The sequence below is a fragment of the Geodermatophilus sp. SYSU D00705 genome (assembly GCF_054050135.1).
On sequence record NZ_JBJGYT010000016.1, the window covers coordinates 19,272 to 43,240 of the forward strand.

The 23,969-nt window shown below is 75.1% G+C and carries 24 protein-coding genes; 19 read left to right on the top strand and 5 right to left on the bottom strand.

Translation table 11 applies throughout. The annotated features are described in order from the left end of the window. Positions 1-18 precede the first annotated feature (18 nt). The 11 genes from ACI78Q_RS14000 to ACI78Q_RS14050 all read left to right on the top strand — a co-directional run bounded on the left by ACI78Q_RS14000 (position 19) and on the right by ACI78Q_RS14050 (position 10,087). A complete protein-coding gene (locus tag ACI78Q_RS14000; RefSeq protein ID WP_456924001.1) occupies positions 19-681 on the top strand; it encodes a CDP-alcohol phosphatidyltransferase family protein in 663 nt (220 codons plus the stop codon). Then, positions 678-1,604, top strand: a complete 927-nt coding sequence (locus ACI78Q_RS14005) for a DUF881 domain-containing protein (protein WP_456924002.1) — start codon at positions 678-680, stop codon at positions 1,602-1,604. The genes ACI78Q_RS14000 and ACI78Q_RS14005 overlap by 4 nt, the downstream gene beginning before the upstream one ends. A 3-nt stretch (positions 1,605-1,607) precedes the next feature. After that, positions 1,608-1,940, top strand: coding sequence for a small basic family protein (locus ACI78Q_RS14010; protein WP_456924003.1), 333 nt, complete (start codon positions 1,608-1,610; stop codon positions 1,938-1,940). Continuing rightward, entirely contained in the window at positions 1,937-2,905 is a 969-nt protein-coding gene (locus ACI78Q_RS14015) for a DUF881 domain-containing protein (protein ID WP_456924004.1), read from the top strand. Before ACI78Q_RS14010 ends, ACI78Q_RS14015 begins: the two co-directional genes overlap by 4 nt. A gap of 39 nt (positions 2,906-2,944) precedes the next feature. After that, the gene (gene gcvH, locus ACI78Q_RS14020) at positions 2,945-3,346 is read left to right on the top strand and encodes a glycine cleavage system protein GcvH (protein ID WP_456924005.1); all 402 of its coding nucleotides are present in this window, start codon (positions 2,945-2,947) and stop codon (positions 3,344-3,346) included. Between the two features lie 324 nt (positions 3,347-3,670). Further along, on the top strand, positions 3,671-4,186 hold the full coding sequence (gene odhI / locus ACI78Q_RS14025) for an oxoglutarate dehydrogenase inhibitor Odhl (protein WP_456924006.1): 516 nt from the start codon (positions 3,671-3,673) through the stop codon (positions 4,184-4,186). A 58-nt stretch (positions 4,187-4,244) separates the two neighbouring features. Further along, positions 4,245-4,961: a transcriptional regulator FtsR gene (gene ftsR, locus ACI78Q_RS14030; RefSeq protein ID WP_456924007.1), complete on the top strand. Its 717-nt coding sequence runs from the start codon at positions 4,245-4,247 to the stop codon at positions 4,959-4,961. A 119-nt stretch (positions 4,962-5,080) separates the two neighbouring features. Then, the gene (locus ACI78Q_RS14035) at positions 5,081-5,569 is read left to right on the top strand and encodes a bifunctional nuclease family protein (RefSeq protein ID WP_456924008.1); all 489 of its coding nucleotides are present in this window, start codon (positions 5,081-5,083) and stop codon (positions 5,567-5,569) included. 266 nt (positions 5,570-5,835) lie between these two features. Further along, entirely contained in the window at positions 5,836-6,408 is a 573-nt protein-coding gene (locus ACI78Q_RS14040; RefSeq protein ID WP_456924009.1) for a MerR family transcriptional regulator, read from the top strand. A gap of 108 nt (positions 6,409-6,516) precedes the next feature. Further along, positions 6,517-9,513, top strand: a complete 2,997-nt coding sequence (gcvP, locus tag ACI78Q_RS14045) for an aminomethyl-transferring glycine dehydrogenase (RefSeq protein ID WP_456924010.1) — start codon at positions 6,517-6,519, stop codon at positions 9,511-9,513. Between the two features lie 76 nt (positions 9,514-9,589). Continuing rightward, positions 9,590-10,087: a phosphate-starvation-inducible PsiE family protein gene (locus ACI78Q_RS14050; protein WP_456924011.1), complete on the top strand. Its 498-nt coding sequence runs from the start codon at positions 9,590-9,592 to the stop codon at positions 10,085-10,087. A 141-nt stretch (positions 10,088-10,228) separates the two neighbouring features. Here ACI78Q_RS14050 and ACI78Q_RS14055 read toward each other — a convergent pair whose 3' ends face one another. Together ACI78Q_RS14055 and coaA are read right to left on the bottom strand one after the other, a co-directional pair. Beyond that, a complete protein-coding gene (locus ACI78Q_RS14055) occupies positions 10,229-10,432 on the bottom strand; it encodes a DUF5999 family protein (protein WP_456924012.1) in 204 nt (67 codons plus the stop codon). Positions 10,433-10,596: 164 nt separating this feature from the next. Beyond that, positions 10,597-11,550, bottom strand: a complete 954-nt coding sequence (coaA, locus tag ACI78Q_RS14060; protein WP_456924013.1) for a type I pantothenate kinase — start codon at positions 11,548-11,550, stop codon at positions 10,597-10,599. A gap of 98 nt (positions 11,551-11,648) precedes the next feature. On the opposite strand from coaA, the gene ACI78Q_RS14065 reads away from it, so the two are divergent. Next, positions 11,649-12,494, top strand: a complete 846-nt coding sequence (locus tag ACI78Q_RS14065; RefSeq protein ID WP_456924014.1) for a GNAT family N-acetyltransferase — start codon at positions 11,649-11,651, stop codon at positions 12,492-12,494. A 22-nt stretch (positions 12,495-12,516) separates the two neighbouring features. Here ACI78Q_RS14065 and ACI78Q_RS14070 read toward each other — a convergent pair whose 3' ends face one another. After that, positions 12,517-13,407 carry an LppW family protein gene (locus tag ACI78Q_RS14070; protein WP_456924015.1) on the bottom strand — a complete coding sequence of 297 codons (891 nt, stop codon included), beginning with the start codon at positions 13,405-13,407 and terminating at the stop codon, positions 12,517-12,519. A gap of 117 nt (positions 13,408-13,524) precedes the next feature. Beyond that, positions 13,525-14,070, bottom strand: coding sequence for a YbhB/YbcL family Raf kinase inhibitor-like protein (locus ACI78Q_RS14075; RefSeq protein ID WP_456924016.1), 546 nt, complete (start codon positions 14,068-14,070; stop codon positions 13,525-13,527). Between the two features lie 167 nt (positions 14,071-14,237). Here ACI78Q_RS14075 and ACI78Q_RS14080 point away from each other — a divergent pair, with 167 nt between their 5' ends. Continuing rightward, a complete protein-coding gene (locus tag ACI78Q_RS14080; protein ID WP_456924017.1) occupies positions 14,238-14,969 on the top strand; it encodes an HAD family hydrolase in 732 nt (243 codons plus the stop codon). Beyond that, on the top strand, positions 14,966-17,329 hold the full coding sequence (locus ACI78Q_RS14085) for a glycoside hydrolase family 65 protein (RefSeq protein WP_456924018.1): 2,364 nt from the start codon (positions 14,966-14,968) through the stop codon (positions 17,327-17,329). The genes ACI78Q_RS14080 and ACI78Q_RS14085 overlap by 4 nt, the downstream gene beginning before the upstream one ends. A gap of 6 nt (positions 17,330-17,335) precedes the next feature. Here the strand turns inward: ACI78Q_RS14085 and ACI78Q_RS14090 are convergent, their stop codons facing one another. Continuing rightward, positions 17,336-18,055, bottom strand: coding sequence for a M50 family metallopeptidase (locus ACI78Q_RS14090; RefSeq protein ID WP_456924019.1), 720 nt, complete (start codon positions 18,053-18,055; stop codon positions 17,336-17,338). 187 nt (positions 18,056-18,242) lie between these two features. Here ACI78Q_RS14090 and ACI78Q_RS14095 point away from each other — a divergent pair, with 187 nt between their 5' ends. The 5 genes from ACI78Q_RS14095 (at position 18,243) to ACI78Q_RS14115 (ending at position 23,918) form a co-directional block, all read left to right on the top strand. Further along, a complete protein-coding gene (locus ACI78Q_RS14095) occupies positions 18,243-18,887 on the top strand; it encodes a LysE family translocator (RefSeq protein ID WP_456924020.1) in 645 nt (214 codons plus the stop codon). Positions 18,888-19,042: 155 nt separating this feature from the next. Beyond that, positions 19,043-20,530, top strand: a complete 1,488-nt coding sequence (locus ACI78Q_RS14100) for a sugar transferase (protein ID WP_456924021.1) — start codon at positions 19,043-19,045, stop codon at positions 20,528-20,530. A gap of 8 nt (positions 20,531-20,538) precedes the next feature. Then, complete coding sequence (locus ACI78Q_RS14105; RefSeq protein ID WP_456924022.1) at positions 20,539-21,795, top strand: O-antigen ligase family protein; 1,257 nt, start codon at positions 20,539-20,541, stop codon at positions 21,793-21,795. Then, complete coding sequence (locus ACI78Q_RS14110; RefSeq protein ID WP_456924023.1) at positions 21,796-22,902, top strand: glycosyltransferase; 1,107 nt, start codon at positions 21,796-21,798, stop codon at positions 22,900-22,902. Next, on the top strand, positions 22,899-23,918 hold the full coding sequence (locus ACI78Q_RS14115) for a hypothetical protein (RefSeq protein ID WP_456924024.1): 1,020 nt from the start codon (positions 22,899-22,901) through the stop codon (positions 23,916-23,918). Before ACI78Q_RS14110 ends, ACI78Q_RS14115 begins: the two co-directional genes overlap by 4 nt. Positions 23,919-23,969 lie beyond the last annotated feature (51 nt).

Here is a 23,969-nt window from a genome sequence, read left to right on the forward strand (position 1 = left end):
CAGCAGGCTGGAGGTCTCGTGACGTCGTCCAACGGTTCGTCGGCGGCTGTCCCGGCACCCCTCGCCGACGGCGAGCCGGCCGGCCGCCTCCCCGACCGGAACGAGCTGCCCGACCGGGTCTGGACGCTGCCGAACGCGCTGTCGGTGCTGCGGCTGCTCGGCGTACCGCTGTTCCTGTGGCTGCTGCTGGGCCCGGAGGCCGACGGCTGGGCGGTGCTGGTGCTCGCGCTCGCCGGGGTCTCCGACTGGGCCGACGGCAAGCTCGCCCGCGCGCTGGGGCAGTCCAGCCGCCTGGGTGCGCTGCTGGACCCGGCCGCCGACCGGCTCTACATCATCGCCACGCTGATCGCGTTCGTCCTGCGCGACGTCGTCCCGGTGTGGGTGGTGGCCGTGCTGGTCGGCCGCGAGCTGGTGCTCGGGCTGGCGCTGCTGGTGCTGGGCCGGCACGGGTACCCGCCGCTGCAGGTGCACTACCTGGGCAAGGCGGCCACGTTCATCCTGCTCTACGCCTTCCCCCTCCTCCTGCTCGCCGACGGCGACGGCCCGGTCGCCGCGGTCGCCCAGCCGTTGGCGTGGGCGCTGACGATCTGGGGCGGGGTGCTCTACGTCCTGGCCGGCGCCTTCTACGTCGTCCAGGTGGTGGGCATCCTCCGCGCCGAGCGCACCGGGACGGGGCCGTGACCTCGACGCTGCAGCGCGGCGGGGGCCCCCGCTCGCTGGGCGCCTCGCTGCTCGACCAGGTGCTGGCCGAGACCCTCGACCCGGCCTACCGGCAGGCCGCCGACGCCGCCGCGGCCCGCGCCGCGGCGGGGGAGGAGCGCTCCCCGCGGCGCCGCCGCTGGGGGCAGGGCGCGGTCGCGCTGGTCATGGCCGTCACCGGCGTGCTCGCCGCGGTCACCTACGACCAGGCCGCCGCCGGTGCCCAGGGCCGGGAGGAGGTCCGCGAGGCGCTGATCGACGACATCGAGGAGCAGTCCGAGCTCACCGACGGGCTGGCCGCCGAGTTCGAGCAGCTGCGCCGCGACGTCAGCGCCGCCCGCGACGACGCGCTGGCCGCCACCGCCGTCGGCCAGCGGGCCCTCGAGGACCTCGCCGACGCCGAGATGGCCGGCGCCCTCGACCCGGTCACCGGCCCGGGGCTGCTGGTCACCCTCGCCGACGCCGAGCCCGACGCCGACGCCGACCCGGTCGGCGGGACGGGGGAGGAGGACCCCCGCGGCCAGGTGATCGACGGCGACCTGCAGGTGGTGGTCAACGCGCTGTGGGCGGCCGGCGCCGAGGCGGTCGGCATCAACGGCCGCCGGCTCGGGCCGACCACCGCCATCCGGTTCGCCGGCGAGGCGGTGCTGGTCGACTTCCGGCCCGTCGCCAACCCGTACCTGATCAGCGCCATCGGCGACCCGGGCACCCTGCGCTCCCGGTTCCTGGCCAGCCCCGAGGTGGTCGCCCTGGCCGGCTACTCCGAGTCCTTCGGACTGCGTTTCGACTTCGCCGAGGAGGACGACCTGTCCCTGCCCGCCGGGAGCTCCATGGAACTCCGATCCGCCGTGCCGCTGTCCGAGGAGCCCGAGGCGCCCGCGACCGACCCCACGCCCGGAGGCTGAGCCGTGATCCCCGTCATCGGTCTGGCGGTGGGCGTGGTGCTCGGCCTCGTCTTCGACCCCACCGTGCCGCTGTGGCTGCAGCCCTACCTGCCGATCGCCGTCGTCGCCGCGCTGGACGCGGTCTTCGGCGGCGTCCGGGCGCGCTTCGACGGCATCTTCGACGCGAAGGTGTTCGTCATCTCCTTCGTGTCCAACGTGGTGGTCGCCGCCCTCATCGTGTTCCTCGGCGACCAGCTCGGCGTCGGCGCGCAGCTGTCCACCGCGGTCGTCGTCGTCCTCGGCATCCGCATCTTCGGCAACGCCGCCGCGATCCGGCGGCACGTCTTCCGGGCATGAGCGCCGAGGACCGGCCGGCCGGCGCGCCGGAGGAGACCCCCCGGCCGCCGGGCGACGGCGAGGCCCGGGAGGCGCCGGCGCCCGGGGTGCCCGGGCCGCGGGCGGACGACGACACGCCCGGGACCGCCGAGCCGGCGGAGACCCCGGCCGACGCCGGGACCCCGCCGGACGCCGACGCCGGGACCCCGCCGGACGCCGGCGCCGGGACCGCGCCGGGGGACGGGGACACCGCGCCCGCTGCCGCCGGGAGCCCGGCCGCGCCCGCCCGCCGCCGGCGGCGCGACCCGCTGGCCGCCCTGGTCATCACCGTGCTGACGCTGCTGCTCGGGTTCGCCTTCGCCGTCCAGGTGCGCAACACCGGCACCGGCGAGGACCTCGCCGGTGCCCGCGAGGAGGACCTCGTGCGCATCCTCGACGAGCTCAACGCCAGCGAGGACCGCCTGCGGGCCCTGATCGCCGACCAGCGCGCCGCGCTGCGGGAGCTGACCAACTCCGACAGCCGGTCCGAGGCGGCCCTCCAGGAGGCCCGGGACCGGGCGGAGGCGCTCGGCATCCTCAACGGCACCGTGGCCGCCCAGGGGCCCGGCCTGGTGATGACCATCCGTGACCCGGAGGGCCGGGTCCGCGTCGCCGACCTGCTCGACGCCGTCCAGGAGCTGCGCGGCGCCGGCGCGGAGACGATGCAGATCGACGACGTCCGGGTCGGGGTCTCCACCGCCGTCACCGGCGAGCCGGGGCAGCTCCGGATCGACGGCGAGGAGGTGAGCAGCCCCTACGAGGTGCTGGTCATCGGCTCCCCGCAGGACCTCCAGACGGCGATGAACATCCCCGGCGGCGTCGTCGACCGGGTGGGCCGCCAGGGCGGCACGGTGGAGATCCAGCAGTCCGACGACGTCGTCGTCGACGCGTTGCGGCCGCTGGACACGCCTCAATACGCTGCGCCGGACGACGACGGCGACGACTGACGCCCGCTCTTCCCCACCCGCGACTGGAGACGACGCCGCATGGCCACACCCGACGACCGCCGCTACACCGACCAGCACGAGTGGGCCCAGCTGCAGGACGGCGGCGGCGCGGCCGTCGTCCGGGTCGGCATCACCGACCACGCGCAGGACGCGCTGGGCGACATCGTCTTCGTGCAGCTGCCGGAGGTCGGCGCGGAGGTGGCCCCGGGCAACCCGATCGGCGAGGTGGAGTCCACCAAGTCGGTGTCCGACGTCTACTCGCCGGTGTCCGGGGTGGTCAGCGCCGTCAACGAGGCGCTCACCGACGCCCCCGAGACCATCAACGCCGACCCGTACGGCGCGGGCTGGCTCGTGGAGATCCGGCTCCCGGACGACGCCGGTGACCCCACCGAGGAACTGCTGGACGCCGCCGCCTACCAGGCGCTGGTCGACGCCGGCTGACGGTCGCACGGGGCGCGGCAGGCAGGCCCGCACCGGCACGCGGGGTCGGCCCGCGCGCCATCGGCCGACCCCGCCGGAGCCCCGCGAAGCGATCACTATGCTCACCTGGGGCGGGACACCGCGGCACCCCACGCAGGCGCCGCGGACCCACCCTGAACGTCCGGTTGACCCTCGGGTCGGCCGACTGGTTCCATGACCCACGGCCCGCCGTGACCCACACGGCGGTCGACCCGCGACGGGCTGTCCGGCCCGTCGTCCGCCGGCCGCCCGCGGCCACTCGACATGGCCCGCGGCGGTGCCACCCCTGCACCGGAGGAGACAGACGTGCACTGCACTCGTTGTGGCCACAACAACCCCGAGGGCAGTCGCTTCTGCGCGCAGTGCGGCGCGGCGCTGTCCCAGGAGCGCATCGGCGAGTCCACCAGCGTCATCCCCAAGGTGGGTGGCGAGGACTCCGCGGAGACCCCCGAGGTCACCGAGACCGAGGCCCACGCCGGCGCGGTGGAGTCGCTGCCCGCGGGCTCGGCGCTGCTGGTCGTCAAGCGCGGCCCGAACGCCGGCAGCCGGTTCCTGCTCGACCAGGACGTGACGACCGCCGGCCGGCACCCCGACAGCGACATCTTCCTCGACGACGTCACCGTCAGCCGCCGGCACGTGGAGTTCCACCGCGAGGGCGGCGGTTTCTCGGTGCACGACGTCGGCAGCCTCAACGGCACCTACGTCAACCGCGAGCCGGTGGACGTCGCCTCGCTGGCCGGCGGCGACGAGGTGCAGATCGGCAAGTTCCGGCTCGTGTACCTCACCGGTCCGCGCACGGGCGAGCCCGCTCCTCGCCCGTGACCCTCCGGGCGCACCGCTCCCGGGGGCCGGCCCCGGCGCCCTCGGCAGCGTGAGCGCGGTGGCCTCGCGCGCGAGCGCGTTCGGGGACGCCGACGACCAGCACACCCCCCGGCTGACCATCGGGGAGGTGCTGACCGTCCTGCGCGACGACTTCCCCGACGTGACGATCAGCAAGATCCGGTACCTGGAGTCCGAGGACCTCGTCCACCCGCAGCGCACGCCGTCGGGCTACCGGAAGTTCTCCTCGGCCGACGTCGCCCGGCTGCGGTACGTGCTGGCCGCCCAGCGCGACCAGTACCTCCCGCTGAAGGTCATCAAGGAGCACCTGGACGCGCTGGACCGGGGCGAGCCGCTGCCCGGGTCCGCGCCGGCGCCGGCCGGAGCCGCACCCGAGCGGCCCTCGGCCGGCAGCCTGCCGGCCGAGGAGTTCGCCCGGGCGGCCGGCCTGGAGCCGGGGCAGCTGGCCGACTGCGTGCAGTTCGGCCTGCTCGCCGCGGACGCCGAGGGCCGCCACCCCACCGCCGACCTGCCCATCGCGCGGGCGGCCGCGGGGCTGGCCCGGCACGGCATCGAGCCGCGGCACCTGCGCGTCTACCAGAACGGGGCCGAGCGGGAGGCCGGGCTGGTGGAGCAGCTGGTCGCCCCCGTCCTGCGGGCGCGGTCGGAGGAGGCGCGGACCCGCGCCACGGAGAAGCTCCAGGAGCTGGCGCAGCTGTCGGCGCAGCTGCACAGCGCACTCCTGGAGGCACGGCTCCGGGATCTCCTGCGTCCCTGACTCCGGCGTACCGTGGTCGCCGTCGGACCCCCCCGCCTGGGGGTCGGCACCCGACCCGTCCACCAGCCGCCCGACCGATCCACCGCCCCTAGCGGGCCCGCAGCTGAGGGAGCCCCACCGTGCAGGAACTCAGAGTCGTCGGGGTCCGGGTCGAGCTGCCCGGGAACCAGCCGATCCTGTTGCTCAAGGAGGCGCAGGGGGAGCGGTACCTGCCCATCTGGATCGGCGCGGTGGAGGCCGCCGCGATCGCCTTCGAGCAGCAGGGGGTGCGGCCGGCCCGGCCGATGACCCACGACCTGCTCAAGGACGTCGTCCGTGCCCTGGGGGCCACCCTCGAGGCGGTCAACATCACCGAGATGCGCGACGGCATCTACATCGCCGAACTGGTCTTCGGCAATGACCGCGTGGTCAGCGCCCGCCCGTCGGACGCCGTCGCCCTCGCCGTCCGCACCGGTGCCCCGATCTTCGGCGCCGAGGACCTGCTCGACGAGGTCGGGATCGAGATCCCCGACGAGCAGGAGGACGAGGTCGAGAAGTTCCGCGAGTTCCTCGACCAGATCTCCCCGGAGGACTTCGGCGCCGGTTCCGGCTCCGGTGGCACCCCCTGACCCGCCTCTCCCACCTCCGTGGTCACTCCAGTCACACCAGCCACGGGCGTACCGGAACGGCTCAAGTCCGCCGCACCACCTGCCGATACCCCTCGGAAGGATGAGTGCGGCGACACGCCGCCCGCCTCAGTTGACCGACCCCTGGGCCCGGCTTACGGTCGGCGAACAACACCGGTGTGACACCTGGGACGTGCAGTGACACGGACGACGGTGCGCCCGCCGGGTCACCGCGGCGAACGCTGCGGGACGCAGAGGAGGACGCTGACGTGAGCGACCAGAGCAACGGCTCCCAGGGTCAGCTCTTCAGCGACGCCGCTGTGGGGGCGCCGTCCTACGACGAGGTCGACAGCGACCTGGTCGGGTACCGCGGCCCGACGGCGTGCGCCGCTGCCGGCATCACCTACCGCCAGCTGGACTACTGGGCCCGTACCGGGCTCGTCGCCCCCTCGGTGCGCAGCGCCACCGGCTCGGGCACACAGCGGCTGTACTCGTTCCGCGACATCCTCGTGCTCAAGGTCGTCAAGCGGCTGCTGGACACCGGGGTCTCGCTGCAGAACATCCGCAAGGCCGTCGACCACCTGCGCAACCGCGGCATCAAGGACCTCGCCAACGTCACCCTCTTCTCCGACGGCGCCACGGTGTACGAGTGCACCTCCGCCGAGGAGGTCGTCGACCTGCTCGCCGGCGGCCAGGGCGTCTTCGGGATCGCCGTCTCCGGCGCACTGCGCGAGCTGTCCGGCGAGCTCGCCGAGCTGCCGGCCGAGCGCATCGACGGGGGCACCGTGCACCCGGCCGACGACGAGCTGTCCCTGCGCCGGCGCCGCCGCGCCGCGGTCTGACCGAACGCCTCTCCACGCGCGAGATCGCCGATCTCGTTGCGTCGCGCGCCCTGAAGGCCGCGAGATCGCCGATCTGGCCGGGGCCGGAGCGCTGGTAGCGTCGATGTAATGGCGGACCGTGCTCCTGAGTCCCTGCCCGCACTCTCCGCGCTGGACCCGTCGGGGTCCTTCGCCGCCCGGCACATCGGCCCACGGCCGGACGAGACCGAGGCGATGCTCGCGGCCGTCGGCCACCCCTCGTTGCAGTCGCTGGTCGATGCCGCGCTGCCCGAGGGGGTGCACGACCGGACGCCGCTGGACCTCCCCGCGGCCGCCGACGAGGCCACGGTGCTGCGGGTGCTGCGGGAGCGCGCGGCGGCCAACGACGTCTACACCTCGATGATCGGGCTGGGCTACTCCGGCACCGTCACCCCGGCGGTCATCCAGCGCACCGTCCTGGAGAACCCCGCCTGGTACACCGCCTACACCCCGTACCAGCCGGAGATCAGCCAGGGCCGCCTCGAGGCGCTGATCAACTTCCAGACGATGGTGGCCGACCTGACCGGGCTGCCGGTCGCCGGCGCCTCGATGCTCGACGAGGCCACCGCGGCCGCCGAGGCGATGACCCTGGTGCGCCGCGCCGGACGGGCGAAGGCCGACGCCGTCTTCGTCGTCGACGCCGACACGCTCCCGCAGACCCTCGCCGTCCTCCGCACCCGCGCGGAGCCGCTCGGCATCCGCCTGCACGTCACCGACCTGTCCGCCGGGTGGCCGGCCGACCTGCCCGAGGCCGGCGCCTTCGGCGTCCTGCTGTCCTACCCCGGGGCCAGCGGCGCGGTCCGGGACGACCGGGCCCTGGCCGCCGCGGCCCACGACGCCGGCGCGGCCGTGGTCGTGGCCGCCGACCTGCTCGCGCTGACCCTGCTGGAGGCGCCGGGGGAGTGGGGCGCCGACGTCGCCTGCGGCAGCAGCCAGCGCTTCGGCGTCCCCATGGGGTACGGCGGGCCGCACGCCGGCTACCTGTCGGTGCGCGAGGGGCTGGCCCGCCAGCTCCCCGGCCGGCTGGTCGGGGTGTCGGTGGACGCCGACGGCGACGTCGCCTACCGGCTGGCGCTGCAGACCCGCGAGCAGCACATCCGCCGGGAGAAGGCGACCAGCAACATCTGCACCGCGCAGGTGCTGCTCGCCGTCATGGCCGGGGCGTACGCGGTCTACCACGGCGCCGAGGGGCTGACCGCGATCGCCGCCCGCGTGCACCGCAGCGCGCAGACCCTCGCCACCTGGCTGCGCGCCGGGGGTGTCGAGGTGGTCGCCGACCGGTTCTTCGACACCGTCCAGGCGCGGGTGCCCGGCCGCGCGGCCGAGGTGGTCGCCGCCGCGGCCGAGCGGCGGGTCAACCTGCGCCTCGTGGACGCCGACACCGTCGGGGTGGCCTGCGACGAGACGACGACGCTGGACACGCTGCGCCTGGTGGCCGCGGCCTTCGGCGTCCCGGCGGACGACGCGACCGCGGACGACGACGGTGCCGACGCGCTCCCGCCCGAGCTGCGCCGCCGCACCCCGTTCCTCACGCACCCGGTGTTCTCCGCGCACCGCTCCGAGACCGAGCTGATGCGCTACCTGCGGTCGCTCGCGGACAAGGACCTCGCGCTCGACCGCACGATGATCCCGCTGGGCTCCTGCACGATGAAGCTGAACTCGGCGGTCGAGATGGCCGCGATCACCTGGCCGGAGTTCGCCCAGCTGCACCCCTTCGCCCCCGCCGAGCAGGCCCGCGGCTACCGGCAGCTGATCGACGAGCTGTGCACCGGGCTGGCCGAGATCACCGGCTACGCCGCGGTCAGCGTGCAGCCCAACGCCGGCTCGCAGGGCGAGTTCGCCGGCCTGCTCGCCATCCGCAGCTACCACCACTCCCGGGGCGAGGCGCACCGCGACGTCTGCCTCATCCCGTCGTCGGCGCACGGCACGAACGCGGCGAGCGCGGTGATGGCCGGCATGCGGGTCGTGGTGGTGGCCTGCGACGACGCCGGCAACGTCGACGTCGCGGACCTGCGGGCCAAGGTGGACCAGCACGCCGAGCGGCTGGCCGCGATCATGATCACCTACCCGTCGACGCACGGGGTGTTCGAGACCGAGATCCAGGACATCTGCGCGGCGGTCCACGACGCCGGCGGCCAGGTCTACGTCGACGGCGCCAACCTCAACGCGATGGTGGGGCTGGCCCGGCCCGGCCGGTTCGGCTCCGACGTCAGCCACCTCAACCTGCACAAGACGTTCTGCATCCCGCACGGGGGCGGCGGTCCGGGGGTCGGGCCGATCGGCGTCCGGGAGCACCTGGTGCCGTTCCTGCCGGGCCACCCGGTCGTCGACACCGGCGCGCAGGGCCCCGCGGTCTCCGCGGCGCCGTGGGGCTCGGCGGGCATCCTGCCCATCTCCTGGGCGTACCTGCGGTTGATGGGCCCCGACGGGCTGACCCGCGCCACCGAGCACGCCATCCTGGGGGCCAACTACCTGGCCGCGCGCCTGCGCGAGCACTACCCGGTGCTCTACGCCGGCGCCGGCGGGCTGGTCGCCCACGAGTGCATCCTCGACATCCGGCCGCTCACCAAGGCCACCGGCATCACCAACGACGACATCGCCAAGCGGCTGGTCGACTTCGGCTTCCACGCCCCGACGATGAGCTTCCCGGTGGCCGGCACGCTGATGGTCGAGCCGACCGAGAGCGAGGACAAGGGCGAGCTGGACCGGTTCGTCGACGCGATGGTCGCCATCCGCGCCGAGATCGGGAAGGTAGCCGCGGGCGAGTACGACCGCACCGACAACCCGCTGCGCAACGCCCCCCACACGCTGAAGATGCTCGCGGGGGAGTGGGACCGCCCCTATCCGCGCGAGGACGCCGTCTTCCCCGTGCCGGCGCTGCGCGGACGCGGCTACCTGTCACCGGTGCGCCGCATCGACCAGGCCTACGGCGACCGCAACCTGGTGTGCTCGTGCCCGCCGCCGGAGGCCTTCGAGGAGCCGGAGCCCGCGCCGACGGTGGAAGCCCGCGTGCCCGGGCGGGCCGAGGGCTCACCGGACGACATGGGCACCGCGGCCGACGCCCTGCCCGCCGGCGCCCAGGCCTGACGCGGCACCGCCCGAACGGCTGACCGGAGGGCCGCGACCCAGCCGACCGGTGCCCGGATGCACCAGGATCCGCACCGTGGCCCGCCGGGAGCAGCGCGACGTCGAGGACCGCACACCGCCGCCGGGGTTCGGGCGGGTCGGCACGCGGACGCTGGAGATCGCGGAGAACGTGGTCTACGCGGGGATCGCGGTCCTGCTCATCGTGGGGTCGCTGCTCCTGCTGGTCGTGGCCGGGCTGAAGACGGTCGCGCTGCTCGAGGACTTCTCGCAGGCGCCGCTGCTGGAGATGCTCGACGTGCTCCTGCTCGTCTTCATCTTCGTCGAGCTGCTCTTCGCCGTGCGGGCGACGGTGGAGCGGCGGGAGCTGGTGGCCGAGCCGTTCCTGATCATCGGGATCATCGCCTCGATCAAGGAGATCGTCGTCCTCTCGGTGGAGGCGGCCGGCGTCGTCGGGCGCGGGGACGAGTTCGTCCACCGCATGGTCGAGATCGGCGTCCTGGGTGTGCTCGTGGCGCTGCTGGGCGTGACGTCCTGGCTGCTGCGACGCAAGGAGCGCGAGCCCGAGGAGGGGTGAGCGGGCTGCTCCGAGCGGGTGCGCCGGCCCTTCCCGACTACCGTTATCCCCAACACGGCGCCGATCATCCGGCGCGGGCGAGAGCAGCGACGACGGGAGAGCGGCCGGTGCCCGCGCCGGGCCTCGCGGGCACCGGCGCGGTCAGTGCGCGGCGAACTGGGGGGCGAGCCAGGCGCGGTGGTCGGCGACCACGCGGCCGTCGGGCAGCAGCTCGCCGTCGTCGTCGAACAGGACGACGCCGTTGCACAGCAGGCTCCAGCCCTGCTCGGGGTGGCTGCTCACCACCGCGGCGAGGTCGCGCAGGTCGCTGGTCGCGTCAGGGCAGGGGGATACGTGGGAGCACATCGGGATCTCTCCGTTCGGCCCGGCGGGGGCCGGGTTCACTGAGTGTGGTGATCCGGTGACCGGACGATCCCGAGTGTGGGCGCCGTCCCCGCCGCTGTCAGGTGACGAACCTCACGACCTCATCCCATCGGGTCGTCAGGAGTCGCCATGGCCGGCCGGGCGCGTCAGATCTTGCGCAGCAGGACGCGGCGGACCTTGTGGTCGGCGGCCTTCTGGAGCACCAGCCGGGCCCGCGAGCGGGTGGGGGCGATGTTGCTGCGCAGGTTGGGGCCGTTGACGGCGGCCCAGATGCCCCGCGCGGTCTCCCGGGCCTGCTCGTCGGTGAGGTCGGCGAACCGGTGGAAGTACGCCGAGCTGTCCTGGAACGCCGTCCGGCGCAGGGCGAGGAACCGGTCGACGTACCACTGCTGGATGTCGGGTTCCGCGGCGTCGACGTAGACGGAGAAGTCGAAGAAGTCCGACAGGAAGACCTCGGCGGTGCTGCCGTCGGCCCGCCGGCCCGCCTGCAGCACGTTGAGGCCCTCGAGGACGAGGATGTCGGGGCCGTCCACCACCTGATGGCCGCCGGGGACGATGTCGTAGGTCTGGTGGTCGTACAGCGGGGCGGTGACCGCGCCGCGGCCGGACTTCACCGCGGCGAGGAACCGCAGCAGCGCGCGCCGGTCGTAGCTCTCCGGGAAGCCCTTGCGGCCCAGCAGCCCGCGCGCCTCCAGCTCCGCGTTGGGCAGCAGGAAGCCGTCGGTGGTGACGAGGTCCACCCGCGGGGCGCTGGGGCCGGCCGCGAGCAGGGTCTGCAGCAGCCGGGCGGTGGTGCTCTTGCCGACGGCGACGCTGCCGGCCACGGCGATGACGTAGGGGACCTTGGCCGTGGAGTCGCCGAGGAACTCGCTGCGGGCGGCCCACAGCCGCCGGCTGGCGTCGACGTGCAGGTGGAGCAGGCCGGCGAGGGAGAGGTAGACCGTCGCCACCTCGTCGAGATCGATGCGGTCGCCCAGCGAGGCCAGTCCGCGCAGCTGGCCCTCGTCCAGCGGCGGCGCCGCGCCCGCGGCGAGGGCCCGCCACGAGTCGCGGTCGAACACCGCGTAGGGCGAGACCTGGGGTCGTGTGCCTGCCGTCACGGCACCATCGTGCCGGGCAGGCGGGGGCGCTCACCCGCCCGGGGGTCGGCGGAGCCGGCTGGACCGGTCCGGCGACCCGGCCCGTCTAGGGTGCCCGTGTGCCCACGTCACCGGGGCTGCTCGAGTGCATCGAGCGGTACTTCGCCGCCGCGCCGCTGCCCGATGCCCGGATCGAGAACGCCGGCGCCCTCGACGTCCCGGTGGGCAGCCCCGACTGGCCCTACCCGGCCCGGCCGCGCCAGGGCGAGAAGGTCACGGCCGACGACGTCCGCGCCGCCGTCGGCGTGCAGCGCCGCGCCGGCCTGCCGGTCGCGCTGGAGTGGGTGTGCGAGTCCACCCCCACGGCCGCCGCGGCGGTGCGCGAGGCCGGGCTGGCCGTGGAGGAGTCGCCCCTGCTGGTCGCCGCCGACCCGGTGGACCTGCTGCTCCCGTACGGGGTGCGGCTGTACCTCGTGGGCGCCGAGGACCCCGAGCTGCCCCGCTACCAGCGGCTGGCCTCCATCGCCTTCGCCCACCCGGGCCCGCGGGCCGAGGTCGGCGACGCCTCGGTCGGGGCGGTGCCCGAGTCGCCGCAGACGGCGCTGCTGCGGGAGCGGATCGCCACCGGCCGCACCGTGATGATGGTGGCCGTCGAAGGCGGGGAGCCGGTGGCGGTCGGCGCGCACCACCCAGTCGACGTCGGCGGTACCGAGGTCAGCGAGATCACCGGCGTGGCCACGCTGCCGCGGCTGCGGGGCCGCGGCCTGGGCGCCGGCCTCGCCTCGGCCCTGGCCGCGCACGCCCGCGAGACCGCCGACCTGGTCTTCCTCGTCGCCGGTGACGACGACGTGGCCCGCGTCTACGAGCGGATCGGCTTCGCCCGGCTGGCCACCGTCGGGGTGGCCGACCTCCCGGACGGCGAGCCGCCGGCCGCCGTCTCCACCGCCACCGGCCTGCCGGGCTGAGGACGGCGCGGCCGCCGGCGGCTCAGCGGCCGGACGGCGCCGCGGCCGCAGCGGCGGTGAGCGACGCCCGCGCGGCGTCCCAGCCCACCGCGGCCGGCACCTCGCTGAGCAGCACCACGACGTGCGTCCCCACGACGCCCACCGAGTGCAGATGGCGCATCCCGCCCAGGCAGCACATCCAGCCCTGCTTGACCGCCGCGCCGGCCGGGACGGCGCCCAGCACCCCGAACCGCTGGTCGAAGCCGTCGGCCGCCGCGGGGGCCGGCTCACGCATCCAGGCGGTCAGGGCCGCCGCGTCGTCCGGGTGCGCGACCACCGGCAGCCGGGCCAGGAAGCTGGCGAGGTCGCGCGCGGTCGTCGTCGTCTCGCCCCACTGGCCCCGCACGGGGGGCGGGGCGGTGGCGCGCAGCCCGTAACGGGCGGCGACGTCGCGGACCAGCCGGTCGCCGTCGAAGCGGACCCACAGGTCCGAGGCGATGGGGTCGGAGGACCGGCGGACCATCTCGGCCATGCGGTCCCGGTCGTCGGGGGTGAGGGTCACCGCCCCCTGCCGGGCCAGGTGCAGGAGGTCCTCGGCGATGAACAGCTTGACCAGCGAGGCGGTCGGGAGCGGCCGGCCGGCGAGGTCGTTGCCGGCGGCGGCCGCCGCCAGCTCGGCGCTGCGCGCCTCGGCGGCGCGCGGGGAGAGCCCGGTGGCGCGGGTCTCCTGGGGGGCAACGGCGACGGCGACGGTGCCGGTCGTCCCGTAGGCCGCGGTGACGGCCGAGACGACGTCGGCCTGTGCCGCGGCCGCGGTCCCGCCCGCCGACGCGGGGCCGGCGAGCAGCGGCAGGGTGAGCACCAGGAGCAGCGCGACGACCGCCAGGGCGCCCGCGGTCCGCGGGCGGGAGCGGTGCGACGCTGCTGTCGCCATGAGTCCATGGTGCCCACCCGGCGACCAGGAACTTCAGGCTTCAACCACAAGACGCGTGTCGGTGGCCGAGCGCGAACGCGGGCTCGCGCAGCGTCGAGCCCGCCTCACCCGGACGGGTCAGGACTGCTCGTAGGTCGCCACCAGCGTCGCGCGGGCCAGTGTGTGGCCGAACAGGTTGAACCCCAGGACGGCGGGGGTGGTGTCCGGCGTGACGTCGAGGGCGTCGGTGTCCACGGCGTGCACGGTGATGAGGTAGCGGTGCGGGCCGTGCCCGGCCGGCGGAGCGGCGCCCACGTACCCGGCGAACCCGGCGTCGTTGCGCAGCTGCACCGCGCCCGCCGGCAGCCCCGTGCCGCCCTGGTCGCCGGCGCCGCTGGGCAGCTCGGTCACCGAGGCCGGGATGTTGGCCACCGCCCAGTGCCAGAAGCCGCTCTGGGTGGGGGCGTCGGGGTCGTAGACCGTGACGGCGAAGCTGCGGGTGCCCTCGGGGAAGCCGGACCAGGACAGCTGCGGCGACCGGTCCTCACCGCCGGCGCCCATGACCCCGCTGACCAGCGGGGGGTCCAGCGGACGGCCGTGGGCGCAGTCGGTGCTGGTGACCTCGAAACCGGGCACCTGGGGCAGGAAGTCGAACGGACTCGGCGGCGTCGGGCGCTCGGCCATGGTGGTCCTCTCCTCGGCTCGGACGGCGGGACACGGCGTCCCGCGGGAGGCGGCGCGCGGGGCGCGCCCCGGTCCCGACCCTAGGCAGCGGGGACCCCGGCCGCGCGTCGGTGAACAGCACGTTTCCCGGCCCGGCAGGCGGCGGCCGGCGCCGGTAGCGTCGCACCGTGCTCGGACTCCCCGCCTCCATCCGCGCCTGCCTGTTCGACCTCGACGGCGTCCTGACCCGGACCGCGACGGTGCACATGGCGGCCTGGAAGCGCACCTTCGACGAGTTCCTCCACCGCCGCGACCCCGCTGCCGCGGAGTTCACCCAGGACGACTACAACCGCTACGTCGACGGCAAACCGCGGCTGGACGGCGTCCGCGACTTCCTCGCCAGCCGCGGCATCACCCTCCCCGAGGGCGCCGACGGCGACCCCACCGACGCCGAGACCGTGCACGGGGTCGGCCTGCGCAAGAACGAGCTCGTCCTCGCCGAGCTGGCCGAGCACGGCGTCGAGGTGTACCCCGGCTCCCTGCGCTACCTGCGGGCGGTCAAGGACGCCGGGCTGGCCACCGCGGTCGTGACCGCCTCGGCCAACGGGGGACAGGTGGTGGCCGCCGGCGGGTTCGCCGACCTCGTCGACACCCGGGTGGACGGCGTGGTCACCACCCAGCGCGGGCTGCGCGGCAAGCCCGCCCCCGACACCTTCCTCGCCGGCGCCCAGGCCCTGGGCGTCGAGCCGGCCGAGGCCGCGGTGTTCGAGGACGCCCTGGCCGGGGTGGCCGCGGGCCGGGCGGGGCGGTTCGGCTTCGTCGTGGGCGTGGACCGGGTCGGGCAGGGCGAGCAGCTGGCCGCCTCGGGCGCCGACGTCGTCGTCACCGACCTCGAGCAGCTCCTGGAGGGCCGGCCATGACGGAGGGGCGCCCCACCTTCCCGGTCGAGCCGTGGTCGCTCACCGAGATCGGCCTCGACCACGCCTCGCTGGCGGTGCACGAGTCGGTGTTCGCCCTGGCCAACGGGCACATCGGGATGCGCGGCTCGTTCGAGGAGGGGGAGCCGATCGTCGTCCCCGGGACGTACCTCAACGGGTTCTTCGAGGAGCGGCCGCTGCCCTACGCCGAGGCCGGCTACGGCTTCCCGGAGCAGGGGCAGACCGTCGTCAACGTCACCGACGGCAAGCTGATCCGGCTGCTGGTCGGCGACACCCCGCTGGACCTCGACTACGGCGAGATCGTCTCCCACCGCCGGTCCCTCGACCTGCGCCGCGGCGTGCTGCGCCGCACCACCGAGTGGCGCTCGCCCAACGGCCGCACGGTGCGGGTCACCAGCACCCGGCTGGTCTCGCTGCGCCGGCGCTCGATCGCCGCCATCGAGTACGCGGTGGAGTGCACCGACGGCCAGGGCGACCTCTACGTCGCCCTCCAGTCGGACCTGCTGGCCAACGAGCCGGTCGACAGCGGCAGCGAGGGGGATGACCCCCGCGCCGCCGCCGCGCTCGCGCGCCCGCTGGTCAGCGAGCTGGCCGTGGGCCGCGGCCAGCGGGCGGTGCTGGTGCACCGGACCCGACGCAGCCGGCTGCGCATGGCCGCCGGCATGGACCACGTCATCGAGGTGCCCGACACCTACACCGAGGACATCGAGGCGGGGGAGGACCTCGCCCGGTTCACCCTCGCCGCCCGGCTGCCGCAGGGCTCGGCGGTGCGGCTGGTGAAGTACCTGGCCTACGGGTGGTCCTCGCGGCGCTCGTCGGCCGCGCTGCGCGACCAGGTCGAGGGCGCGCTGGCCACGGCGAAGCTGGCCGGCTTCGAGCGGCTGCTGCGGGAGCAGCGCGAGGTGCTCGACGCCCACTGGCTGCACGCCGACGTCGAGATCGAGGGCGACGAGGAGCTGCAGCAGGCGGTGCGGGTCGGCGTCTTCCACCTGCTGCAGGCCGGCCTGCGGGCCGAGCGGCAGCCGATCCCGGCCAAGGGGCTGACCGGCCCGGGCTACGACGGGCACACCTTCTGGGACACCGAGACCTACGTCCTGCCGGCGCTGACCTACATCGCCCCGCAGGCCGCGCGCGACGCGCTGCGGTGGCGGCACTCGACCCTGGAGCTGGCCCGGGAGCGGGCGCGGGTGCTCGGGCTGCACGGCGCGGCCTTCCCGTGGCGGACCATCCGCGGCGAGGAGACCTCCGGGTACTGGCCGGCCGGGACGGCTGCGTTCCACATCAACGCCGACATCGCCGACGCCGTCGTCCGGTACCACAACGCCACCCTCGACGAGGAATTCGACCGCGACCACGGCGCGGAGCTGCTCATCGAGACCGCGCGGCTGTGGGCCTCGCTCGGGCACTTCGACGACGAGCACGGCTTCCGCATCGACGGGGTGACCGGCCCGGACGAGTACACCGCGGTCGTGGACAACAACGTCTACACGAACCTCATGGCGCAGCGGAACCTGCGCGAGGCGGCCGCGGCGGTGGAGCGCCAGCCCGACGTCGCCGGCCGGCTGCAGGTGACCGCCGACGAGGTGGCGGTCTGGGAGCGGGCGGCCGCCCTGATGGCCGTGCCGTACGACACCCGGCGGGGCGTGCACATGCAGTCCGACGCGTTCACCCACCACGAGGAGTGGGATTTCGAGAACACCCCGCCGGAGTGCTACCCCCTGCTGCTGCACTACCCGTACTTCGACATCTACCGCAAGCAGGTGGTCAAGCAGGCCGACCTGGTGATGGCCCTGCACCTGCGCGGCGACGCCTTCACGCACGAGGAGAAGGTCGCCGACTTCGCCTACTACGAGGCGCGCACGGTGCGCGACTCCTCCCTGTCGGCCACCCAGCAGGCGGTGGTCGCCGCCGAGACCGGGCACCTGGAGCTCGCCTACGACTACTGGGGCGAGGCGACGCTCACCGACCTGCAGAACCTGCACGGCAACTCCGGGCACGGGCTGCACATCGCCTCGCTGGCCGGGGGCTGGACGGTGGCGGTGGCCGGGTTCGGCGGGATGCGCGACCACGACGGGCGGCTGCAGTTCGCCCCGCGGCTGCCCGAGCGGATCACCCGGCTGCGGTTCCGGCTGAACTACCAGGGTCGCTGCCTGCTGGTGTCGGTGAGCCCCGGCGAGGCGACCTACCGGCTCTCGGAGGGCGACCCGCTCGACGTCCACCACCACGGCCGGTGCATCACCGTCGGGGAGCGGGAGGTCGTCGCCGAGATCCCGCCGGCGCCGGAGGTGGAGCCGGTGTCCCAGCCGGAGGGCGCCGCGCCCCGTCGGCGCGGGCGCAAGTGAGCCGGCTCAGCCGGTCCAGCGCGCCCCGAGCAGCCACCAGGTGCCCAGCAGCAGCGCCCCGACGTCGGCCAGCAGGAACAGGCCGACCCACAGCACCGCCGGCAGGCGGGTGAGCCGAGCCAGCTGGTCGGCGTCGGAGTCCGGCGCGGCGCGGCGCCGCCGGGCCCGCTGCAGCTCCAGCACCGTCTTCGGCGCGGCCAGCAGCAGGAACCAGGTGCCGGCGGCGGCGAAGGCGGCCTGCCCGTCAGGCGGCAACCACTCGGTCACGGCGAACACCACCGCGGCGGTGGCCAGCACCGACCACAAGCCGAACCAGTTGCGGATCTGCACCAGCAGCAGCGCGAGCAGGGCCAGCAGCGCCCACAGCAGCCCGACGGCGTGCCCGGCGGCCAGCAGCGCGGCGGCGCCGAGCCCGAACAGGCCGGGGCCGAGGTAACCCGCGGCGCAGGTCAGCACCATGCCCGGGCCGGACGGCCGGCCCGCTGACACCGTCAGCCCCGAGGTGTCCGAGTGCAGCCGGATGCCGGCCAGCCGCCGCCCGGTCACCAGGGCGGCCACCCCGTGGGCGCCCTCGTGGGCGATGGTCACCACGTTCCGGGCCGGCCGCCACAGCGCCGGCGTGCCGACGACGACCGCGGCCGCGACCAGGGCGGCCAGCAGGACCGGCGTCGGCAGGTCGGGCACGGGGGTGGTGACGCGCGCCCAGAACCCCTCGACGACGTCCACGGCCGGGAGTCAACCGCACGAGGCTGGGAGCCGGTCGCGCGACGAGCCGGTCATTCGACCGTTATCCCCAACACAAACGCGGCAGAGCCGCTCGAAGAAGAACCCACATCGAGGAACAGGGGAGGGGACGAGCGGCGGCCGCGCAAACCGGTCGCCTCGTGCCCCGCCAGGCTGCCACCATCGCGGCGTGGACCTGCTCGGGTCGCTGCCGGCGTTCGTGCTGGCCGTCCTGATCATCTCGGCCTCGCCCGGGCCGGCGATGGCGCTGATCCTGCGCCGGGCGGCCCTCCGCGGCCTCGGCGGCGCGGTGCCGACCGTGCTCGGACTGGAGCTGGGTCTCTACGCGTGGGCCCTGTTCGCCGGCGCCGGCTTCGCCGCCCTCGTCGCAGCGTCCGAGGTCGGCTTCCTGGTGCTGCGCGTCGTCGGCGCCGCCGTGCTGCTCGTGCTCGGCGTCAAGGCCTGGCGGACGGCGGTGGGGGAGCGCCGGGCGCCCGACGTCCCCGCGCCGCCCGCCGCGCCGCTGGGCCGGCGGCGCTGGTGGACGGCGTTCGGCGAGGGGCTGGTCGTCCAGCTGGTCAACCCCAAGGCCGCCGTCTTCATGATCGCCTTCTATCCGCAGTTCGTTCCCGCCGAGGGCCCGGTGTTCGCCACGACCGCGACGCTCGGCCTCCTGCAGATCGCCCTGGAGACCGGCCTCTACCTCGGGCTGGCGGCGGGCGTGGCGCGGGCCGGCGCCTGGTTCCGCCGGCCGCGGATCCGGCGACGGCTGGAGGCGGTCAGCGGCACCGTGTTCATCGCCCTCGGCGTCCGGGTCGCCGTCTCCAGCCACTGAGGCCGTCGGGCACGCGGCGGGGGCTGCGGACGGGCGGGCCACCGTGACCTTCCCCACCGGACGGGAGGGCGCCGAGCCGGCCAGGCGCCACCACTCGCTGCAGCGGCCCCGAAGACCCTCGGTTAGCGTGTCGGGGCCGACACGCTGGAGGTGCCGTGACCGAGCACGTGAACGAGGCCGCCGACCCTGACGCGGGTGTGGTCCTCCGGGTCCCCGGCACGGAGGACCGGGTGGCGGCGCCGGGGGGAGCGCCGAGTGTCAAACCCGTCGCGCTGCCCCTGGAGGCGGAGTGGCACAACCCGGAGCCGTGGTGGTTGCGCGGCGGTGTCCGGCCCTACCTGGTCCTCGGCGACGTGCTCGCCTTCGTCATCGCCACCCTCATCACCCGGCCGACGTCCCCCCTCCACATCGCGGTGCTGGGCGTGAACCTGGTGGTGTTCTACGTGGCCGGCCTCTACCGGTCGCGCCTCAACCTCTCCCTGCTGGACGACCTCCCGTACCTCCTCGCGGCGTCCGTCGTGGGCTTCGCGATCAAGCTGGCGCTCATCCCGGTCTTCCCGAGCGTCGACCCGCCGCTCCGGCAGGTGGTCCACGCGCTCGTCCTGCTGGCCGCCGTGCTGGTGGTGCGGCGCCTCGCCTACACCGTCGTGCGACGGGCCCGACGCCGGCAGAGGGTCCGTCACCGGACGCTCATCGTCGGGCTGGGGCAGGTGGGCCTCCGGCTCGCCAGCACCCTGCAGGACCGCCGGGAGTACGGCCTCGACCCGGTCGGCTTCGTCGACTCGGCGCCGCCACCACACGAACCGGCCATGCTCCCCGCACCTGTGCTGGGCGGTTACGAGCAGCTCGGGCGCGTCATCCGCGACCACGCCATCCGCGACGTCATCGTCGGCTTCGGGTCGGCCGCGGAGGACGAGCTCGTCGACATCCTGCGGACCTGTGACCGGCTGGACGTCGAGGTCTTCCTGGTGCCCCGGTTGTTCGAGCTGCACAACGTCAACCGCTACGTCGACGAGGTCTGGGGCATCCCGCTGATCCGGGTCCGCAGAGCGGTCTTCCGCAGCCCGTGGTGGAAGATCAAGCGTCTGGCCGACATCGTCGTCGCGGGGACCGCCCTCATCGTCCTGTCGCCGGCGATGGCCCTCTGCGCGCTGGCGGTCCGGTACGAGGGCGGACCCGGGATCATCTTCCGGCAGCAGCGGGTCGGCGTCGACGGACGGCCGTTCGACGTGCTCAAGTTCCGGTCGCTGAAGCCCGTCGACGAGAGCGAGTCGCAGACCAACTGGAACATCAAGCACGACGACCGGCTGGGCCCGGTCGGCCGGTTCATCCGCGCCACGTCGCTGGACGAACTGCCGCAGCTGTGGAACATCCTGCGAGGGGACATGAGCCTGGTGGGGCCCCGTCCCGAGCGGCCGCACTTCGCCGAGCAGTTCGCCACGCACATCCCCCGCTACACCGCCCGCCACCGGGTGCCCGCCGGCCTCACCGGCTGGGCGCAGGCGCACGGGCTCCGTGGTGACACGTCCATCGAGGAGCGCGCCCGCTTCGACAACTACTACATCGAGAACTGGTCCCCCTGGCTCGACATGAAGATCGTGGCGAAGACGGTGGGCCAGGTCCTGCGGCGGCAGGGAGGTTGACCGCGCACGTGCCCGCCGCTCCGGCCGTGCCGGAGCCGGCCGAGCAGCGCCGTGTTCGGGCAGCAGGCGCCAGGCTGCTGCGGGTCGCCCTGGTGGCCACACTGGCCCTGGCCCCGCTCGAGGGCTACGTGCAGGAGGTCGACGCGAACCTCGGCAAGCTCGCGCCGACGTTGTTCCTGGTCACCTGGCTGGGCAACCGGCTGGTCCGCGACCGGCCGATCGGTGTCTCGCACCCCGTGACCTGGTGCGCCGTCGGGCTCGTCCCGCTGGTCCTCGCCTCGACCGCGGTCAACCTCGACAACGGCTACGCCCTGATGTACGCCGTACGCTGGCTGCCCTTCCTGCTCCTCGTCGTCGCCCTCGTCGACGTGCTGACCCGCGACGTCGGTCCGTGGGTCGCCCTGTACGCGCTGGTCGCCGGCGCGGCGGCCAGCGCTCTCGGTGCCGTGGTCAGCTTCGCCTTCCTCGGCTCACCGCGCGCCACAGGTCCCCTGGAGGACCCCAACGACCTGGCCTACGTGATCACGGCCGCGGTCCCCATCGTGCTGCTGGCGGTCCGCAGGGCCGGCAGGCCCGCGGCGGCGGCCGCATGGGGAGCCGTCCTGGCGCTGCTGCTGGTGGGAGCGGCGGCCACGCTGTCCCGCGGCGGGATCCTCGCCATCACGGCCGTCCTCGTCTGGGCCCTGGTGCGGGGGCTGGTCCCGGCGCGCTTCCTCGCTGCCGCCGGGGCGCTGCTGGCCGCCCTCGCGGTGCCCATCCTGCTGCTGGCGCACGACGTCGTCCGCCAGGCACTGGACCAGAAGCAGTACATCGCCGCGAGCAACGTCGACACCCGCTTGCTGCGGTGGCAGGCGGCGGCGCGCATGCTGGCGGACAACCCGCTGCTCGGTGTGGGCCCGGGGGGCTTCCGCGGCGGCTACGTCGAGTACTCGGGCTTCGCCGAGCTCGCCGAGCTGACCCCGGTCGCCCACGAGATGTACCTGGAGGTCGGCGCCGAGCTGGGGGCACCGGCCCTGCTGCTCTTCGTCGGTGGCATCGTGGCCGCGGTCGTCGCGAGCGAGCAGGCGATCCGGCGGCGCCGGGCCGAGGGGGCCGCGGTCGGCGACACTCGTGTCCTCGCCGCACTCGCCGTCCAGGGCAGCCTGCTCGCCGTGTGCGTGAGCTCGGTGTTCCTGTCCGAGCAGTACTACATGCCGCTGTGGGCCGGGCTGGCGATCGCGGCAGCGGTCGACCTGCGCAGCCGCAGCCGGGAGAGGAGCGCGTGAATGCACGTCCTGCACGCCATTGGTGAGATGGGCACGGGCGGGGCGGAGTCCCTGGTCGTCGAGCTCGTCCGACGGGGACCCGAGGTCGGGTGGCGTTCGTCCGTGGCGAGCGCCGGGGGGTCCCGGGAGGACGAGCTCGTGCGCGACGGGCTGGCCGACGTCCACCGCGTGCCGCTGTCGCGTCGCCGGCCCGCCGGGCTGGCCCGCGCCGTGGTGGCGACGCGCCGCGCGCTCGTGGACGCCGCGCCCGACATGGTGGTCGCGCACAACGTCGGGGTGACGGCGGCGGTGACGCTGGCGCAGCTGACCCGGCGGTCGCGCGTGCCGGTCGTGACCGTGTTCCACGGTGTGTCCGCCGAGGACTACCCCACCGCCGCGCGGCTGCTGAGCGCCGCGCCCCGTGCCGTGGTGACGGTCAGCGAGGCGATCGCCGGCCGGCTGCGGGCCGCCGGGCTGCGGCGCTCACCGGTCGTCATCCCCAACGCGGTGACCGCGCCCGCCCTCCCGGACCGGGCGGAGGCCCGTCGGGAGCTGGGCCTCGGGCCGGACGCCCCGGTCGCCCTGTGCGCGGCGAGGCTCGTGGACCAGAAACGCCACGACGTCCTCCTGCGGGCGTGGGTGCGCGTGCCTGAGCACTGCGTCCTCCTCGTCGCCGGCGACGGGCCCAACCGGCCCGCGCTGGAAGCCCTGCACGCCGAGCTGGGGTTGGGCGACCGGGTGCGGCTGCTCGGCAACCGCACCGACGTCCCCAGGCTGCTCGCGGCCGCGGACGTCGCCACGCTCGCCTCGGACTGGGAGGGCCTGCCCGTCTTCGTGCTGGAGGCGATGGCGGCCGGGCGGCCGATCGTCGCCACGGAGGTCGACGGCCTCACGGAGACCCTGCGCGACGGCGGGGGGCTGCTGGTTCCGCCGGGCTCGCCGAACGCGCTCGCCGCAGCCCTGGACCACCTGCTCACCGACGCGCCTGCCCGGTCGGCCGCGGCCGAGGCGGCGAAGCAGCGGATCGCCGCCGAGCACGACCCCCTCCGCATGGCGCGGCGGTACGACGCACTGTTCCGCGACCTGGTCACCGCGGTGGCGCCCGCGGCACCCGGGGTGACGCGGTGACGCGATCCCAGGCCCTGGCGGCGCTGCGCCGAGCGCTGGTCCCCGCTCTGCTCGCCGCCGCTGTCGCGATGGCGCTCGTGCTGTCCGTGCTGCTGACCCGCGCCCCTGTCTACCAGGCCCGTGTCGGTATCGTGGCCACCCCCGTCGCCGGCACCACGGCGGCAGCCCCCGAGTACGGCGCGGTCGTGAGCTCGGTCATGCCGGCGCTCCCCGAGGTCGCGGTGTCGACGCCGGTGCTCGACCGCCTGGCCACCCGACTGCCGGACGTGGACGCCACCACGCTCGCCGAGTCGATCGCGGTCGAGCTGGTCCCCGCCTCGGGTGTCGCCCGCGTGACCGTCACCGGGGACAGCCCCGAGACCACGACGGCGATCCTGCGGGCGGTGGTCGGGCAGATCCAGGACAGCGCGTTGCTCGCGCCGGTGGCGACGTTCACCGTGCTCGGTGACGTCGACGTCGCACCCACGCAGGTGGAGCCGGACCTGCTGCTGGCGGGGGGCCTGGGCGTGCTGGCGGCGGTCGTCGCAGGGCTCCTCGCGGTCGCCGCCGTCCAGGTGCTGCGTCCCCGGCTGCTCACCGTCGGCGACGTGGAGCAGGTGGTACGCACCGTGGCCACGCCGGAGGTGCCGGTGGTCGCCGTCGGGCGCGGCCAGCAGGGGGTGGACGTCCTGGTCTCGCGGCTGGCCGCGTGCGCCCCGGCAGCCACCCGGATCCGCTCCTTCCCGGCGGGTCCGGGCACCGAGGACGGCGTCGTGACCGCGATCGACGAGCGGCTGGCCCGGCGCGCCGCCGAGCGCGCGCCCGGGCCGGTCACCGCGGCCCCTGACGACGGGGCGCCCGCGAGGGGCACCGCCCGGGTGACCACCGCCGCGGGCCCCCGCGTCCGTGATGCGGTGCAGGCCGAGCCGGCGGTGGTCACGGTGCGGCTGCGGCGCACGACCCCGGAGGAGCTCACGTCGGCCCTGCTCGCGGCCCTGGACTCCGGCCACGAGCTCGGTGCGGTGGTGGTGCGGTGACCGCCCCGGCCGGCGCGCCATGGCAGCGCCACGCTCCCCGGCACCGCCACG